The 15367-nt window shown below is 72.2% G+C and carries 16 protein-coding genes; 10 read left to right on the top strand and 6 right to left on the bottom strand.

The features are described from left to right. The first annotated feature begins 107 nt into the window (after positions 1–107). The 7 genes from ACFVS6_RS00480 to ACFVS6_RS00450 all read left to right on the top strand — a co-directional run bounded on the left by ACFVS6_RS00480 (position 108) and on the right by ACFVS6_RS00450 (position 6529). Complete coding sequence (locus ACFVS6_RS00480; protein WP_389700030.1) at positions 108–1193, top strand: CE1758 family FMN-dependent luciferase-like monooxygenase; 1086 nt, start codon at positions 108–110, stop codon at positions 1191–1193. 4 nt (positions 1194–1197) lie between these two features. Further along, positions 1198–1611: a DUF3151 domain-containing protein gene (locus ACFVS6_RS00475; RefSeq protein ID WP_389699745.1), complete on the top strand. Its 414-nt coding sequence runs from the start codon at positions 1198–1200 to the stop codon at positions 1609–1611. 127 nt (positions 1612–1738) lie between these two features. Then, on the top strand, positions 1739–2587 hold the full coding sequence (locus tag ACFVS6_RS00470) for a tryptophan 2,3-dioxygenase family protein (protein ID WP_389699744.1): 849 nt from the start codon (positions 1739–1741) through the stop codon (positions 2585–2587). Positions 2588–2621: 34 nt separating this feature from the next. Further along, a complete protein-coding gene (gene kynU, locus ACFVS6_RS00465; RefSeq protein ID WP_389699743.1) occupies positions 2622–3878 on the top strand; it encodes a kynureninase in 1257 nt (418 codons plus the stop codon). A 172-nt stretch (positions 3879–4050) separates the two neighbouring features. Next, entirely contained in the window at positions 4051–4932 is an 882-nt protein-coding gene (locus ACFVS6_RS00460) for an alpha/beta hydrolase (RefSeq protein WP_389699742.1), read from the top strand. A gap of 177 nt (positions 4933–5109) precedes the next feature. After that, entirely contained in the window at positions 5110–5865 is a 756-nt protein-coding gene (locus tag ACFVS6_RS00455; RefSeq protein ID WP_389699741.1) for a hypothetical protein, read from the top strand. 175 nt (positions 5866–6040) lie between these two features. Beyond that, on the top strand, positions 6041–6529 hold the full coding sequence (locus ACFVS6_RS00450) for a hypothetical protein (RefSeq protein WP_389699740.1): 489 nt from the start codon (positions 6041–6043) through the stop codon (positions 6527–6529). Between the two features lie 141 nt (positions 6530–6670). Here ACFVS6_RS00450 and ACFVS6_RS00445 read toward each other — a convergent pair whose 3' ends face one another. Then, positions 6671–7954: an adenylosuccinate synthase gene (locus ACFVS6_RS00445; RefSeq protein WP_388890825.1), complete on the bottom strand. Its 1284-nt coding sequence runs from the start codon at positions 7952–7954 to the stop codon at positions 6671–6673. A 184-nt stretch (positions 7955–8138) separates the two neighbouring features. On the opposite strand from ACFVS6_RS00445, the gene ACFVS6_RS00440 reads away from it, so the two are divergent. Then, on the top strand, positions 8139–8957 hold the full coding sequence (locus tag ACFVS6_RS00440) for a diacylglycerol kinase (protein ID WP_389700029.1): 819 nt from the start codon (positions 8139–8141) through the stop codon (positions 8955–8957). A gap of 226 nt (positions 8958–9183) precedes the next feature. Here the strand turns inward: ACFVS6_RS00440 and ACFVS6_RS00435 are convergent, their stop codons facing one another. Both ACFVS6_RS00435 and ACFVS6_RS00430 read right to left on the bottom strand, forming a co-directional pair. Beyond that, positions 9184–9891 (bottom strand): alpha/beta hydrolase, encoded by a 708-nt coding sequence (locus ACFVS6_RS00435; protein ID WP_389699739.1) that lies wholly within the window; start codon positions 9889–9891, stop codon positions 9184–9186. A 159-nt stretch (positions 9892–10050) separates the two neighbouring features. Next, positions 10051–10425, bottom strand: a complete 375-nt coding sequence (locus ACFVS6_RS00430) for a VOC family protein (protein WP_389699738.1) — start codon at positions 10423–10425, stop codon at positions 10051–10053. A 93-nt stretch (positions 10426–10518) separates the two neighbouring features. Between ACFVS6_RS00430 and ACFVS6_RS00425 the strand changes: the two genes are divergently transcribed. Beyond that, positions 10519–10908, top strand: coding sequence for an Mth938-like domain-containing protein (locus tag ACFVS6_RS00425; RefSeq protein WP_389699737.1), 390 nt, complete (start codon positions 10519–10521; stop codon positions 10906–10908). Positions 10909–11042: 134 nt separating this feature from the next. After that, the gene (locus ACFVS6_RS00420) at positions 11043–11633 is read left to right on the top strand and encodes a hypothetical protein (protein ID WP_389699736.1); all 591 of its coding nucleotides are present in this window, start codon (positions 11043–11045) and stop codon (positions 11631–11633) included. 83 nt (positions 11634–11716) lie between these two features. Here the strand turns inward: ACFVS6_RS00420 and ACFVS6_RS00415 are convergent, their stop codons facing one another. The 3 genes from ACFVS6_RS00415 to ACFVS6_RS00405 all read right to left on the bottom strand — a co-directional run bounded on the left by ACFVS6_RS00415 (position 11717) and on the right by ACFVS6_RS00405 (position 15304). Then, positions 11717–12934 (bottom strand): cytochrome P450, encoded by a 1218-nt coding sequence (locus tag ACFVS6_RS00415; protein WP_389699735.1) that lies wholly within the window; start codon positions 12932–12934, stop codon positions 11717–11719. Positions 12935–13322: 388 nt separating this feature from the next. Then, positions 13323–13982 (bottom strand): response regulator, encoded by a 660-nt coding sequence (locus ACFVS6_RS00410; protein ID WP_389699734.1) that lies wholly within the window; start codon positions 13980–13982, stop codon positions 13323–13325. Next, the gene (locus ACFVS6_RS00405) at positions 13979–15304 is read right to left on the bottom strand and encodes a sensor histidine kinase (RefSeq protein ID WP_389699733.1); all 1326 of its coding nucleotides are present in this window, start codon (positions 15302–15304) and stop codon (positions 13979–13981) included. Before ACFVS6_RS00405 ends, ACFVS6_RS00410 begins: the two co-directional genes overlap by 4 nt. Between the last annotated feature and the right edge of the window lie 63 nt (positions 15305–15367).

Below are 15367 nucleotides of genomic sequence, written 5' to 3'. Positions count from 1 at the left end.
GGCCGGCCCCACGCACCGCGGTGCCGGGGCCTGCCCCCCGGCACCGCACCCGCGCCGAGCGACGGTGTGCGCGGCGCGACCACGGCGGAGGGGTGAGCGGCGGCGTGGTGCAGTTCGGCGTCTACTCGATCGGCGATGTCGCCTCCGACCCGGTCACCGGCCGCACGCCGACCGAGCACGAGCGGATCAAGGCGATGACGGCCATCGCGGTGCGGGCCGAGGAGGCGGGCCTCGACGTCTTCGCCACCGGCGAGCACCACGACCCGCCCCACGTGCCCTCCTCGCCGCCGACCCTGCTCGCGTACGTCGCCGCCCGCACCGAGCGGCTGATCCTGTCCACCGCCACGACGCTCGTCACCACCAACGACCCCGTGCGCGTCGCGGAGGAGTTCGCGCTGCTCCAGCACCTCGCGGACGGTCGCGTGGACCTGACGCTGGGCCGCGGCAACGTCCCCAACGTCTACCCCTGGTTCGGTCAGGACCTCCGGCAGGCCGTCGCGCTCGCCCGGGAGAACTACGCGCTGCTGCACCGCCTGTGGCGCGAGGAGAACATCGACTGGCGCGGCCGTTCCCGCGCCCGCCTCGACGGCTTCACCTCCACGCCCCGCCCGCTGGGCGGCGTACCGCCCTTCGTGTGGCACGGGGCGGTGCGCTCGCCGGAGACCGCGGAGCGGGCCGCGTACTACGGGGACGGCCTGCTCGTGGACAACCTCCTCGCCCCCGTCGGGCAGTACGCGCGGCTGGTGGAGCTGTACCGCACCAGGTACGCCGAGCACGGGCACGGCACCGCCGAGCAGGCCGTCGTCGGCCTGGGCGGCCAGGTCTTCGTCCGGGCGCGGTCGCAGGACGCCGTGCGCGAGTTCCGCCCGTACTTCGACGCCTCGCCCGTCCGCGGGCGCCGGGAGTCCCTGGAGGAGCGCACGCGGCGGACCCCGCTGGCCGTCGGCAGCCCGGACGAGGTCATCGAGAAGATCCTCACCTTCCGGGAGGCCTACGGGGACTACCGGCGCCAGCTCTTCCTCGTCGACCACGCCGGGCTGCCGCGGGAGACGGTGCTGGAGCAGATCGACCTCCTGGGGGAACGGATCGTTCCGGTCCTGCGGCGGGAGCTGGCCCCGGCCCGGTCGCCGGGCCCCGGGGCGGTCCCGTCCGGGCAGGGCACGCCCGTCGCGTCGGGCCATCGGCCACACTGATCCCATGTCGATTCACCAGAACCTGCTCGGGGGCCCCGCCCCCACCCACCTGCCCGACGAGCCGGCGCCGCGCGAGGCCCTCGCCGCCGGCACCGACCCGGCCGAGGTGGCCGCCGCCCACCCCACGTCCTCCCTCGCCTGGGCCGCCCTCGCGGACCGGGCCTTCGCCGCCGGAAACACGGTCGAGTCGTACGCGTACGCCCGTACGGGCTACCACCGCGGGCTGGACTCCCTGCGCCGCGCGGGCTGGAAGGGGCACGGCCCGGTGCCGTGGGAGCACGAGCCGAACCGCGGGTTCCTGCGCGCCCTGAACGCCCTGGCCCGCGCCGCCGGCGCGATCGGCGAGAAGGAGGAGTACGAGCGCTGCTCGACCTTCCTGCGGGATTCCTCGGAGACCGCTGCGGACACGCTCGCATAACTGCGCGCCGAGTGCCCTAGAGGGGTTCCGGATCCCCTGTTTATGATGCGATGCAGGGGACCGGGGCTCCACTTACCTCACGGAAGGAGCGGACCGCTACCCGGAAGCACGTGTCGAGGAGACAGAAATGTCGCACGCCCTTGATGCCTCCGGAGCCGGTTCGGACACCCCGAACCTCGACTTCGCCGGCACGACGCCCTACGAGGACTACGTCCAGGCGGACGTCCTCACCCACCTCCAGCACCTCCGCTCGGACGACCCCGGCGAGATGGTCTTCCTGGTCACGACCCAGGTCATGGAGCTGTGGTTCACGGTCATCGTCCACGAGTGGGAGACCGCGGCCCGCGCCCTGCGCGAGGACGACATCCCCGTCGCGATGGACGCGCTGAAACGATCCCTCCGCGAGCTGGAGGCCCTGAACGCCTCCTGGCGCCCCCTCGCGCAGCTCACCCCCGGCCAGTTCAACTCGTACCGGTCCGCCCTCGGCGAGGGCTCCGGATTCCAGTCCGCGATGTACCGGCGGATGGAGTTCCTGCTCGGCGACAAGTCCGCGTCGATGCTGGTTCCGCACCGGGGCGCCCCGCGCGTCCACGGCGAGCTGGAGAAGGCCCTCCAGGAGCCCGGCCTCTACGACGAGACCCTGCGCCTGCTCGCCCGCCGCGGCCTGCCGGTCCCGCAGCGGGTCCTGGACCGGGACCTGGCGGCGCGCTACGAACCGTCGCCCGAGGTCGAGGCCGTCTGGACCGCCCTGTACGCCGAGCCCGCCGGTGAGCACTCCGACCTGCACCGACTCGGCGAGGTGCTCACGGACGTGGCCGAACTGGTCTGGCGCTGGCGCAACGACCACCTGGTGGCGACCCGCCGCGCGATGGGGGCGAAGACGGGCACGGGCGGCTCGGCCGGGGTGGCCTGGCTGGAGAAGCGCGCGACGAAGAACGTGTTCCCCGAGCTCTGGACGGCCCGCAGCCATGTCTGACACGCACCCGATAACGGACCCGATACCGGACCCGATGTCCGACCCGGTGGCGGGGCCGGCGTCCGGCGCCGCCACCGGATCCGACGCCGCGCCCCACCCGGCCGAAGCGGGCCTGCGGGCCCGCGCCGCCGAACTCGACGCCGCCGACGGGCTCGGCAAGCTCCGCGACCGGTTCACCCTCCCCGACGGGGTCGTCTACCTCGACGGCAACTCCCTCGGCGCCCTCCCGACCGGCGTCCCCGACGCCGTGGGCGACGTCGTGCGCCGCCAATGGGGCGAGCTGCTCATCCGCTCCTGGGACGAGAGCGGCTGGTGGACCGCCCCCGAGCGGATCGGCGACCGCATCGCCCCGCTGATCGGCGCCGGACCCGGACAGGTCACCGTCGGCGACTCCACCAGCGTCAACCTCTTCAAGGCGCTCGTCGGCGCCGCCCGGCTGGCCGGGCCCGGCCGCACCCGGATGCTGGTCGACGCCGCGACCTTCCCGACGGACGGCTACATCGCCGCCTCCGCCGCCCGGATGACCGGCCTCGAAGTCGTCGCCGTCGACCCGTCCGACGCGGCCTCGGAGATGACCTCCGACACCGCGGTGGTGCTGCTCAACCACGTCGACTACCGCACGGGCCGGCTGCACGACCTGCCCGCCCTCACCGCCGCCGCGCACGCGGCGGGCGCGCTGGTCGTCTGGGACCTGTGCCATTCGGCGGGCGCCCTGCCGGTGGGGCTGGACGCGCACGCCGTCGACCTCGCGGTCGGCTGCACGTACAAGTACCTCAACGGAGGGCCCGGTTCCCCGGCCTACATCTACGTGGCCGAACGGCACCAGGAGTCCTTCGACTCCCCGCTGCCCGGCTGGAACGGGCACGCGGAGCCCTTCGCGATGACCCCGGCCTACGAGCCCGCCCCGGGCGCGACCCGCGCGCGCGTCGGCACTCCGGACATCCTGTCCATGCTGGCGTTGGAAGCGGCCCTCGACGTGTGGGAGGGCGTGGACGTCGACGACGTCCGCGCCAAGTCCCTCGCGTTGACGGACTTCTTCCTCGAATGCGTCGCGGCGTACGTTCCGCGGGGCCGCGTCGAGCCGGTCACCCCGGCCGGCCACGGGGCTCGCGGCAGCCAGGTATCGCTGCGCGCCGAGAACGCCCGCGAGGTCATGACGGAGCTCATCGCGCGGGGCGTCGTCGGGGACTTCCGGGCACCCGACGTCCTGCGCTTCGGCTTCACCCCGCTCTACGTCGGATTCGCCGACGTCGAGCGCGCGGCGCGGACACTGGGTCACATTTTCGGGTGACGCGGTAGCGAAACGTCACAGCAGTCGGGTGGGCGGGGCCACGGCCCCGCCCACCGTGACGAACCGGGCTCCGGCCGTCCGGGGGCGGGTTCACGCCTGATACGGTCCCGCTCTGCCGGAACACCGGAACATCAGTCCCCGCTGTCACACGCGTTACCGAGAGGTTGAGCCGATGACGGACCCCGCAGTCGAACGGGACGCCGCCGAGGCCGCCTCGGCCTTCTCCCACCCCCCGGTCCTCCCCGACGCGACCGCCGCGTACGGGGAACACCCCGACCAGGTCATCGACTTCTACGCCCCGCACGGTGACGGCGGCGGGCCCGGCTCCGCCCCCCTGGTCGTCGTCCTGCACGGCGGGGCCTGGCGCGCCCCGTACGACCGGCAGCACATCACCCCGCTCGCCGGCTTCCTGGCCCGCCAGGGCTTCGCCGTCGCCAACGTCGAATACCGGCGCGGCAGTTCGCTGCCGCACCAGGGGGCCGGCGGTCCCGTCGCGGGACGCTGGCCCGAGACCTTCGACGACGTCGCCGCCGCGATGGACGCCCTCCCCGGGCTGGCCGCGGCCGCGCTCCCCGAGGCCGACCCGCGCCGCACGGTCGTGACCGGCCACTCCGCGGGCGGCCACCTCGCGCTGTGGGCCGCGGCCCGGCACGTACTGCCCGTCGGCTCCCCGTGGCGGCTGGACGGCCCGCCGGACCTGCGCGGGGTGGTGGCGTTGGCCCCGATCGCCGACTTCGCCGCGGCCGAGGAACTGGAGGTGTGCGGCGGCGCGTCCGCGCAGCTGCTGGGCGGCGCCGAGCACTGGGCGGAGCGACTGCCCTTCGCGGACCCGGCGGCCCTGCTCCCGACGGGCATCGCCACCGCCGTCGTCCACGGGCGGGGCGACATCGTGGTCCCGCACGCGGTGGCGGAGTCGTACGTCGCCGCGGCGGCGAAGGCGGGGGAGACGGTCGGGCTGACCCTGCTGGACGGGGTCGGCCACTTCCCCCTGATCGACCCGGCGGCGGACGCCTGCGCGGTGGTCTCCGAGGAGATCGCCCAACTGGGCTGGTAGGCGGGGCGGGGCCGGGTCTTCGAGAGGGCCGGTCCGGTCCCGGCCGCGCTGCTCCGCGGTCTCGTCGGCGGTCCCGTCCCCGGCCCCGGGCCGCGCCCCGAGAACGCCCTGCAAGCGCCCGGAGGAAGGCTGTCCTCCGCTCTCCCGTGATGCCAACATCGTTGTATGCGGGGGGACTTGGTTGACACAGGTGAGAACAAGGACCGGCTGCTCGTCGAGCGGTTCATGGAGCCGGACAGCAATTCCGTGCTCGACGATCCGTACGTGCGGACGCTGCAAGCGGTCCGGTTCTGGGGCGGATTGGCGATGGCCCTGCTGGTGAAGGTGCCGATCGTGCTGGGCGAGGAGAAGTACATCCTCTTCTGGTTGGGGGACGGGCTGCTCAAGGTGGCGCTGACCCCCGTGCTGTTGCTGTGCAGCGTGCCGTTGGTGGTGGGGGTGTTCATCGTCTCCGCCCGGCCCGGGCACCGGGGGCGGATGGGGGCGCGGCTGCGCGGGCCGCTGATCGCGGTCGGCGCGTTCGTCGGGCACGCGGCGCTCGTGGGGGTGGCGGCCCTCCTCATCCTGCTGGTGCCGGCCCACTTCGGCGTCCGCGCGCCCCTGACGTACGTGTCCATCGTCCTGGGCATCGTCCTGGCGGGGCGGGGGATCGCGTTCATCCTCTACGCGGTACCCGCGGCGTCCCGGCACATGTTCCGCACCGTGGAGGTCCACCAGGCCCTGCCCGCGCTGTTGACGGTCGTGCTGGCCTGGGAGTTCGCCGTCCAGAGCGTCTTCTACCCGTTCGGCGGCTGGCCCGACGACACCTGGACGCTGCCCGTCGGGGGCGCGCTGGCGACCACGGCGGTGGCGGCCTTCGAGATCTTCCGGCTCCACACCCGGCACGGCGTCACCCTGCGCACGTACTCGGCCCCGAGGCCGGGCGTCGTGTAGCCGGTCGGCCTGGGTCGACACGTACGGGCGGGCGGGAGACGATGGGAACCGGCGGACACGTCCGGCCCCACGGCCGCCGTGCCGGTCCCGCGGGCCCTCGACGGGGGCCCCGCGCGTCCCGCGCGTTACGCCCGCTCCCCCTTCTCGCCCCCTCTCCCGCACGGGAGGAAACACCATGAACCGACGCACGCGTCTGACCCTGCTCACCCCCGTCGTGGTGGGTTCGCTCGCTCTCGGATCCACCGCCTTCGCCCAGGCCCCGTCGGCCCCCGCGGCCGTTCCCGCCGCCACGTGTTCGCTGTCCGGCGTCCTGCCGGACGGCACGGTGAACGTCTCGGGCGGCGGGTTCCTGCCGGGGCCCGCCTACCTGGAATCGTCCACCGGCATCGGCGCCGGTTTCAGCATGAGTCCGGACGGCACCTTCACGATCGCCAAGCAGAAGAAGGACGCCACGTACTCGGTCAAGCAGGGGTCGACCGTCACTCGGTGCAGCGGCGGGGGCACCACCACGAACCCGACCGGCACCACGCTGAAGGCCGGCATCGTCGCCGGCTGGGACGCCGTCAGGGCGAACTGCGCCGCGACGGCCCCGGCATCGGCGAACCAGCAGTTCAGTCAGGGCTGGAACAAGGGCGCCGCCGTGGCGAGGGAGGCCTTCTGCTGACCCGCACGGACGGCCCGGGAACGCCCGAGCGGGGCGGTCGGCGAACGTGCCGACCGCCCCGCTCGGGGCGTGGTACCGCGGGGATCGCGTCCGCGGAGGTCGCGTCCGCGACGTCCGCGGAGGTCGCGTCCGCGGGGATCCCTACAGGAACGAGTTGATCTCGATCGTCTCGGTGCGGCCGGGGCCGACGCCGATCGCGGAGATCGGTGCGCCCGACATCTCCTCCAGGGCCTTGACGTACGCCTGGGCGTTCTTCGGGAGGTCCGCGAAGGTCTTGGCCTTGGTGATGTCCTCGGACCAGCCGGGGAGGGTTTCGTAGATCGGCTTCGCGTGGTGGAAGTCCGACTGCGAGTACGGGAGCTCCTCGACGCGCTTGCCGTCGATCTCGTACGCGACGCAGACGGGGATCTCCTCCCAGCCGGTCAGCACGTCCAGCTTGGTGAGGAAGAAGTCCGTCAGACCGTTCACGCGGGTCGCGTAGCGGGCGATCGGGGCGTCGAACCAGCCGCAGCGACGGTCACGGCCGGTGGTGACACCGCGCTCGCCACCGATGCGGCGCAGGGCCTCGCCGTCCTCGTCGAACAGCTCCGTCGGGAACGGGCCGGCGCCGACGCGGGTGGTGTAGGCCTTGAGGATGCCGATGACGCGGCTGATCTTCGTCGGGCCCACGCCGGTGCCGGTGCAGGCGCCGCCGGCGGTCGGGTTCGAGGAGGTGACGAAGGGGTACGTGCCGTGGTCGACGTCGAGCAGGGTGCCCTGGCCGCCCTCGAAGAGCACGACCTTGTCCTCGTCGAGCGCGTTGTTGAGGATCAGGGTGGTGTCGGCGACGTAGCCCTTGATCTGCTCCGCGTACTGGAGCATCTCCTCGACGATCGCCTCCGCCTCGATCGCGCGGCGGTTGTACAGCTTCGCCAGGAGCTGGTTCTTGCCCTCCAGCGCCGCTTCGACCTTCTGGGTGAGGATCGACTCGTCGTACAGGTCCTGCACGCGGATGCCGACGCGGTTGATCTTGTCCGCGTAGGTCGGGCCGATGCCGCGGCCGGTCGTACCGATCTTGCGCTTGCCGAGGAAGCGCTCGCCGACCTTGTCGAGGGTGACGTTGTACGGCGTGATCAGGTGCGCGTTGCCGCTGATGAGCAGCTTGGAGGTGTCGATGCCGCGCTCGTTCAGGCCGCGAAGCTCGGAGAGCAGGACGGCCGGGTCGACGACGACACCGTTGCCGATGACCGGGGTGCATCCGGGTGAGAGGATGCCGGAGGGGAGAAGGTGCAGTGCGTACTTCTGGTCACCGACGACGACCGTGTGGCCGGCGTTGTTACCACCCTGGTAGCGCACTACATAGTCAACGGATCCACCGAGCAGGTCGGTGGCCTTTCCCTTGCCCTCGTCACCCCACTGAGCTCCGAGCAGCACAAGAGCGGGCACAGGCGTACACCTCTTCCGGATGGGGCATGTCCAAGGTCAGGGGGCGTACGACGATGTACACCGCAGGCTGAGCCGTCGGACCGGTGCCCCGGAATAGACGAAGGCCCTGGCGCAATAGCGCAAGGGCCTCTTGCACAAAGATGCTACCCGAGGAAGGACCGAGGTGTCGGCTCCAGAGCCCACCATGAGCCACGCGGGCGCGCCGGTAGGCGGCCTGCTCGTGCTCGTCGACCCGGTCGCCCGCCGTCTTGACGGCGAGTCCGTGCGAATCGCGAAGGATGTGTTGTCAGCGGGAGCGGCGGCGAAAATCTGCCTCCCGGATTCGCAGGAGGAATTTGCGCGGGCCCTCGCCCGCCGGGGTCATCGGCGGCCGGTGATCGTGGGGGACGACCGCGCGCTGGTCCGCGCGGTGGGGCTGCTGCACCGGGAACGGGAACGCGGAATGGGCGAGGGCGCCCTCTCGCTGGTACCCGTCGGCCCACCGGGCTCGCTGGCGCTGGCCGGGGCACTGGGAGTGCCGCTGTCGGCGGTGCCGGCGGCGCGCGCCGCCCTGGACGGGGTGAGCCGTTCCCGGGACCTCCTCGTCGACGACAGCGACGGCGTGGTGCTGGGCGGGCTGCGGATCCCGCCACCGCCGCGCACGCTCACGGTGACGCGGTGGGGCGGCACCTACCGTTCCCTGCTGCGGACGCTGCTGCCGAGCCCGGCCGCACCCGAGGCGCGCCCGGTGCACCGGCTGCGGATCGAGGTCGACGGGGTGGTCCTGGCCGACCTCGACCACCCCGTCGAGGACGTCGCCGTGCGCACGCCCGAGCCGGGCGGGCCCGCGGAGGTGGTGGTCCGGCTGTCGGGCGGCCTGCCGCTGACGGGCCGGGCCGAGACGGTCACGGTGTCCGGGGCGGACTTCCGCTACCGGGCCAACCAGGTCCTGTCGGGGCCGGTCCGGCGGCGTACGTGGACCCTGCGCCGGTCGGCGTGGTCCCTGACCCTGCCGCGGGGGTAGCGGCGGGGCGGGGGCGGTTCTCGGCGGGGCGGGCGGTTCCCCTCGGCTTCGGGGAGGCCCGCCCCGGGGCCGGGCGGGCCTCGTCGGTCGTCCCGTCGGCCGTCCGGTCGGTCGTCCCGTCGGTCGTCCGGTCCGTCGCACGTCAGCCGTCCGGTCGGTCGCCCGTCGGTCGTCCGGTCGGCCGCAGCCCAGCAGGGTGGTCGGCGGTCGGTCGGCGGTCGGTCGGTCAGCGGCCGGACAGGTCCGTGGCGGCGGCCTCGATCAGGTCCGTCACCGCGCCCGGCTGGGAGGCCAGGGAGGCGTGCGAGGCGTTCAGCTCGATCGTCTTGCGGGGGTTCATCCGCTCCGCCATGCGGCGCTCGTTGTTCGGGTCGATCATGCGGTCCTCGGTGGACACCTGGTACCAGGACGGCTTCTTGCGCCACGCCGGCGAGGTCACCGCGTCACCGAAGGTCGACCCGAGCGGGGCCTTCTGCGTGACCGCCATGACCAGTGCCTCCTCCGGCGCCAGGTCCTGCGCGAAGCTCTCGTGGAACGCGTCCTGCTTGACCCACAGGTAGCCGTCCGAGTCCGGCGCGATGTTCGCGAACGCCGCCGGCGGGTGCTGCTCGGTGAGCTGTCCGGGGCTCTCCCCGCCGTCCGGGGCGAACGCCGCGACGTACACCAGCCCGGCCACGTTCGGCAGGTCACCGGCCTCGGTGATGACCGCTCCGCCGTACGAGTGCCCGACCAGCAGCACCGGGCCGTCGATCTGCCGGACCATCTTGCGGGTGCGTTCGGCGTCGTCGGACAGGGACGTCAGGGGGTTTTCCACGGCGTGCAGGTCTTCGAAGCCGCGCCGGTGCAGTTCGGTGATCACCTTGGCCCAGTGGGCGGCGCCGCCCCAGAATCCGTGGACCAGGACGATGGAGGGCTTGTCGGACGTGGCGGGCATGGGGCGGGGCCTCTCTCGCGGCGGGTGGGGTGCGTGTCCGGATGCGCTGCCCACGCTAGGCAGGGCCCCGGGGCTCCGCCACCGCAGCGCGCTCCGCTCCGCGCAACCCGTTCCGCCCCCGCCGTCCCGGCCCGATTTCGTGCTGTCGTACCGGTCGGGTCACATCGGTTCGAGTACGGACAGGACGTTGCCCGCCGGGTCCTTGAACCAGGCGATGGGCGGGCCCCCGTCGCCGCGGACGATGCCCTTGGCGTCGGTGTCGAAGCCCGGGTACCGCTCGAAGGCGACCCCGGCCGCCGCGAGCTCGTCGACCGCCCGCTCGACGTCGGGTACGGGGAAGTTGAGGATCGTGAAGCCGGCGGGCTCGTGGTCGTCCTTCGGATACACGAGCACGTCGGTGTCGCCCGCGAGGTGCAGCAGGAGCATGCCGTTCTCCTCGCTGACGCGCAGGCCGAGCGTGCCCGCGTAGAACTCCTTGGCCCGGGGGATGTCGTCGACCGCGAATCCGCTGAACGCCTTGGTGTCTTCGAACATGATCAGTCCTTTGACGTGCCGCAGTCCCCCGTCCCATCGTCCACCGGGAGGGGGACGGAGTCGACCGGGGCGGGTGCTGGGATGCTGGTGTTCATGACAGGTTTTGACGCGACCGACGGTCGTCCCTCCCCGCGGATCACCGCCCTCGAATGGGGCCGGATGGAGATCGACGGGCAGGCCACGGGCAAGGACTTCGTGCTGTACCCGGGCGGCGGCCACCCCTGGGACTGGGCCGAGAACGGCACCCGGCACGACCCCGGGATCCAGCCGGGGGACGTACGCGAACTGCTCGACCGGGGCGCCGAGGTGCTCGTCCTCGGCCTCGGCATGCACCGGCGGCTCAAGGTGGCTCCGGAAACGCTGGAACTGCTGCGCGCGGCCGGTGTCGAGGCGCACCTGGCGGAGACCTCCGAAGCCGTCGCCCTGTACAACACCCTGGCCGCCACCCGTCGGGTCGGCGGGCTGTTCCACTCGACCTGCTGACACCCCGGCCGGCCGCCTCAGTCGCCCCATTCGTAGGCCCTTTTCACCATCTGCACGGAACGCCTGACGGACCGTCCCCTCCGTGGCACGTTGGACCGCGTCGCTGCACGAACGAACGACATCGGAGGGGACGCATGCCGAAGTACGCCAAGTCCGCGGCCGAAGCCGACCAGAACCTCAGGGACTACTGCGAGGAGATCGGGTTCGACCCCGAATGGGTGCCCGCGAGCAAGTGGGACCTGTCGGTCGGGATCGCACAGAACCCCGAACACGGCTTCGAGCAGGCCCGCAAGACCATCGACAGCGACCGGGAGGACATCGTCCGGTCGGGCGCGAAGGACGCGCGCAAGGCCACGTTGGCCGGGGACGCGAGCGGGCTGCTGGCGGCGGTGAAGGCGCACTACAGCCTCAAGAACACGCTGGTCCCGACCATCCTCAAGCAGTGCGCCGACGCGTACGTGGGCGGCGAACGCATCAACCTGGGCCTCGGTGGCTCCGGGATGGACGCGGACACCTACGGCGAACTGCGCGACGAATGGCGGCAGGCCGCCGCGCTCGCCGGGGGCGGCATCTTCACGGAGTTCGTCAGCCACGCCCCGCAGGACAAGGCCGCTCTCGGCAAGGGATCGGTCGGAGGGACCCTCGCCCGGCGCAAGGTGCAGGGGAACCTGCTGGTGAAGGTCAACGGGGTCCGCTTCAACATGCACATCGACATCGCCGGCTGACGGGTCGAAGGAAGTCCGGGAGTCCGGGAGTCCGGGAGTCCGGGAGTCCGGAAGTCCGGAAGTCCGGCGGCCGATCCTCCCGCTCAGAACTCCACGAGCAGTTCGCGCAGGCCGCGGATGACGTAGCCGTCCTGCCACCGGGGCTCCCGTACCAGCCTCAGTGGCGGGAGGCCCGGCTCCAGCAGGGCCCCGAACGAGGCAGCCAGTTCCAGCCGGGCCAGGGGGGCTCCCAGGCAGTAGTGGATGCCCGCTCCGAAGGTCAGATGAGGGTTGTCGGCCCGCGCCAGGTCCAGTTCATCCGGGTTTGTGAATCGTGCGGGGTCCCGATTGGCGGAGCCGAAGAGCAGGGCGACCTCGGCTCCACGGGGGATGAAAGTGCCTCCGACCTGGATGTCTTCGAGAACCCAGCGCTCGAACAGCTGGAGGGGCGTGTCGTAGCGCATAAGTTCATCCACAGCTGTGGACAACTTTTTCGGATCCGACGCTCCGGGGTCCGCACGGAGCTCCGCGAGCTGTCCCGGATTGCGGAAGAGGGCCCACCAGCCGTTCACCGTCGTGTTGACGGTCGCCTCGTGCCCCGCGTTCAGCAGGAGCACACAGGTGGAGATCATTTCCTGTTCGCTGAGGCGCCCCTCGTCATCGTGGGCGGCGATCAGCCCGGAGATCAAATCCGTCCCGGGGCGCGTGCGACGTTCGGCGATCAGCTCCCGCAGGTACGCGCTGAACTCCACGCTCGCCGTCACGGCCCGCCGCGCGGTTTCCTCGTCCGGCCGCAGCTCGAACATGCCGCAGATGTCCGCCGACCACGGGCGCAACAGGCCCCGGTCCGCCGCCGGGATGCCGAGCAACTCCCCGATGACCGCCACCGGCAGTGGTTCCGCTACCGCCGTCAGCAGGTCCCCGCCCCCGTCCTTCCGCAGCCCGTCCACCAATTCCCGGGCCAGCCTTTCCACCTCGGGGGCGAGCCGCTCAACGGTGCGAGGGGTGAACGCCTTTGCCACCAGGCGACGCACCCGTCCGTGTGCGGGATCCTCCAGGTCCAACATGCCGTTGTCGTTGAGCGTGTGGAACGGCTCGTGCTCCGGCGGCGGGGCCTCGCGGCCGAACTCCTCGTGCGAGAAACGGTGCAGGTAGGTACGGCCCAGCCGACGGTCCCGCAGCAGCGCGTTCACGTCGCCGTAGTGCGGCACCAGCCACTGCCCGGTCGCCTCGGACCACAGGGCCCGCCCCTGCTCCCGCAACTCCCGGTAGGCGGGGTACGGATCGGCTACGAACGCGGCGTCCCACGGATCAAAACCCATCCTCGCAGCGTAGGCCGTTTCCCCGGGGCGGCAAGGGGTCGCCGCTCCACCTGCCGGGAGGAGCCGGCGGGTCTACGCCGGCAGAGGACGCCAGCCGCTCGTGCGCGAGTGCGCGCGGGAGCCCGCTCGGGCCGTGGGACGGAAACGTGCACACCGCCCGCAGTCGTGACGCGCGGGCAGTCCGCGCCGGGGCCCGCCCATCCTGCCCCTCCCGACCGTCCCGGAGGGACCGTCCGGGACCGACCGTCCGGGACCGACTCCCCGGATCGGCTTCCCGTCGGCCCGACCTCGTTCACATCGGCGTGGTCGGCGTGGTCGGCGTGTTCGCCCGGTGGCTGCGCATCACCTGCACGCCCTGAAGAGCTCGGACGACAGGCGGTGTCGAGCGCTACGCCGGCGTCACCAGTCGGGTCTCGTAGGCGAACACCGCCGCCTGAGTCCGGTCACGGAGGCCCAGTTTCACCAGGATCCGGCTCACGTGCGTCTTGATCGTGGACTCCGCGACCATCAGCCGGTCCGCTATCTCGGCGTTGGACAGGCCCTGAGCGATGAGGACCAGCACCTCCGTCTCCCGTTCCGTCAGTTCCGTCACCCCCGCCGGATCGGCGAGGCGGGGAGCCTCCGCCAGCTTGGAGAACTCCACGATCAACCGCTTCGTCACCGACGGGGCCAACAGGGCCTCACCGGCGGCGACCACCCGCACCCCGTCCGCCAGCTGCCGGGCCGACGCGTCCTTCAGCAGGAACCCCGACGCACCCGCCCGCAGCGCCTGGTACACGTACTCGTCGAGGTCGAAGGTGGTCAGTACCAGGACCTTCGCGTCCGTGTCGGACGCCACGATCTGCCGCGTCGCCTCCAGGCCGTTCATCACCGGCATCCGGATGTCCATCAACACCACGTCCGGCCGCAGGGCCGCGACCTGCGCGATGGCCTGCCGGCCGTCGACGGCCTCGCCCACGACCTCGATGCCGTCCATCGCGTTCAGCAGGACCGAGAAGCCCTCGCGCACCATCATCTGGTCGTCGACGATCAGCACTCTGATCGTCATTTCGACTCCTCCACAGGCTCCGGCCGGCTGCGCACCGGTATGAACACCGCGACCTCGTACCCGCCGTCGGCGCTCTCCCCGGCGGTCATCTCACCCTCCAGCATGGCCACCCGCTCCCGCATCCCGGTGATCCCGTGGCCCGCGCCGGGCGAAGGACGGACATCACCGACCGGCGGGCCGTTCACGACCCGTACCCCCAGACCACCCAGCACGTAGGAGACCTCCACCCCGGCCGCCGCACCCGGCGCGTGCCGCAGGCTGTTGCTCAGGGCCTCCTGAATGATCCGGTAGGCCGACAGCTCCACCCCCTGCGGCAGCTCCCGCACGGCACCGGTGACGGTCTTCTCCACCTGCAGACCGGCCTCCCGCACATTGGCCAGCAGCCCCTCCAGCGAGGCCAGCGTCGGCTGCGGCGCGTCCGGCGCCTCGTAGTCCGCGGAACGGACCACACCCAGCACCCGGCGCAGCTCCGTCAGCGCCGCCACCGCGTTCTCCCGGATGGTGACGAACGCCGCCTCCAGCTCCGGCGGCGGGTTCTTCACCCGGTACGGGGCCGCCTCGGCCTGGATCGCCACCACCGACATGTGGTGGGCGACCACGTCGTGCAACTCCCGAGCGATCGTCGTCCGCTCCTCCAGCAGCGTCCGCCGGTCCCGCTCGACGGCCGTGACCTCCTGCTGCGCCGTGACCTCCTGCCGCGCATCCCTGCGGGTGTTGCGCACCGTGACGATCAGCAGCGCCACCGCCGAGGCGAAAGCCATCGGGGCGACCTCCCCCGCGCCGCTGGAACCGGCCAGGATCGGCAGGACCGCGCCGAACACCACCGTGATCGCCCACATCCAGCCGGCCACCCGCGGCCGCGTCCGCGCCGCAACCACCGTCATCGTCGCGAGGTAGGCCACGAAGGTGCCCGGCGACCACGGCCAGGTGAAGCCCTGGCTGTGGAACATGGAGAGCACAGCGGTGGCCGCCAGAGCCGCCCAGAAGGCCCCCACGGGACGGACCAGGGTCATCAGCAGCGGTGTCGCCGCGATCAGCCCCATCACCAGGTACTGGACGGGCACACCGCCGACGTTGTCGGCACTCGACAACAGGACCACGAAGAACGCCATCGCGCATATCGCCATGTGCGGCAGGTACGCCACCCTGCCGGCCGTCCTCGCGGACAGCCGCCGGGTCAGCGGCCCGTCCGTACGCATCGGCGGAAGCGGACGGTAGGCGAAGGCATCGGTGATCAGGTCATCGCGCAGGCTCTGCACGATGCCCGTGGCCATCCGCAATTCTGGCGGCCGGGGGGTCGCCCCGGTGGTCGTCTCGGTCATACATGAACCGTAGGCGGGGGCCGGCGTCGCCCGCGTCGGCAGGGAAGGGGATTTCCGAGGGTC

Source organism: Streptomyces sp. NPDC057939, from assembly GCF_042887545.1.
GTDB lineage: Bacteria > Actinomycetota > Actinomycetes > Streptomycetales > Streptomycetaceae > Streptomyces.
Note: the sequence above shows the minus strand (reverse complement) of the source record. Positions and strands in the feature narration are given on the sequence as shown.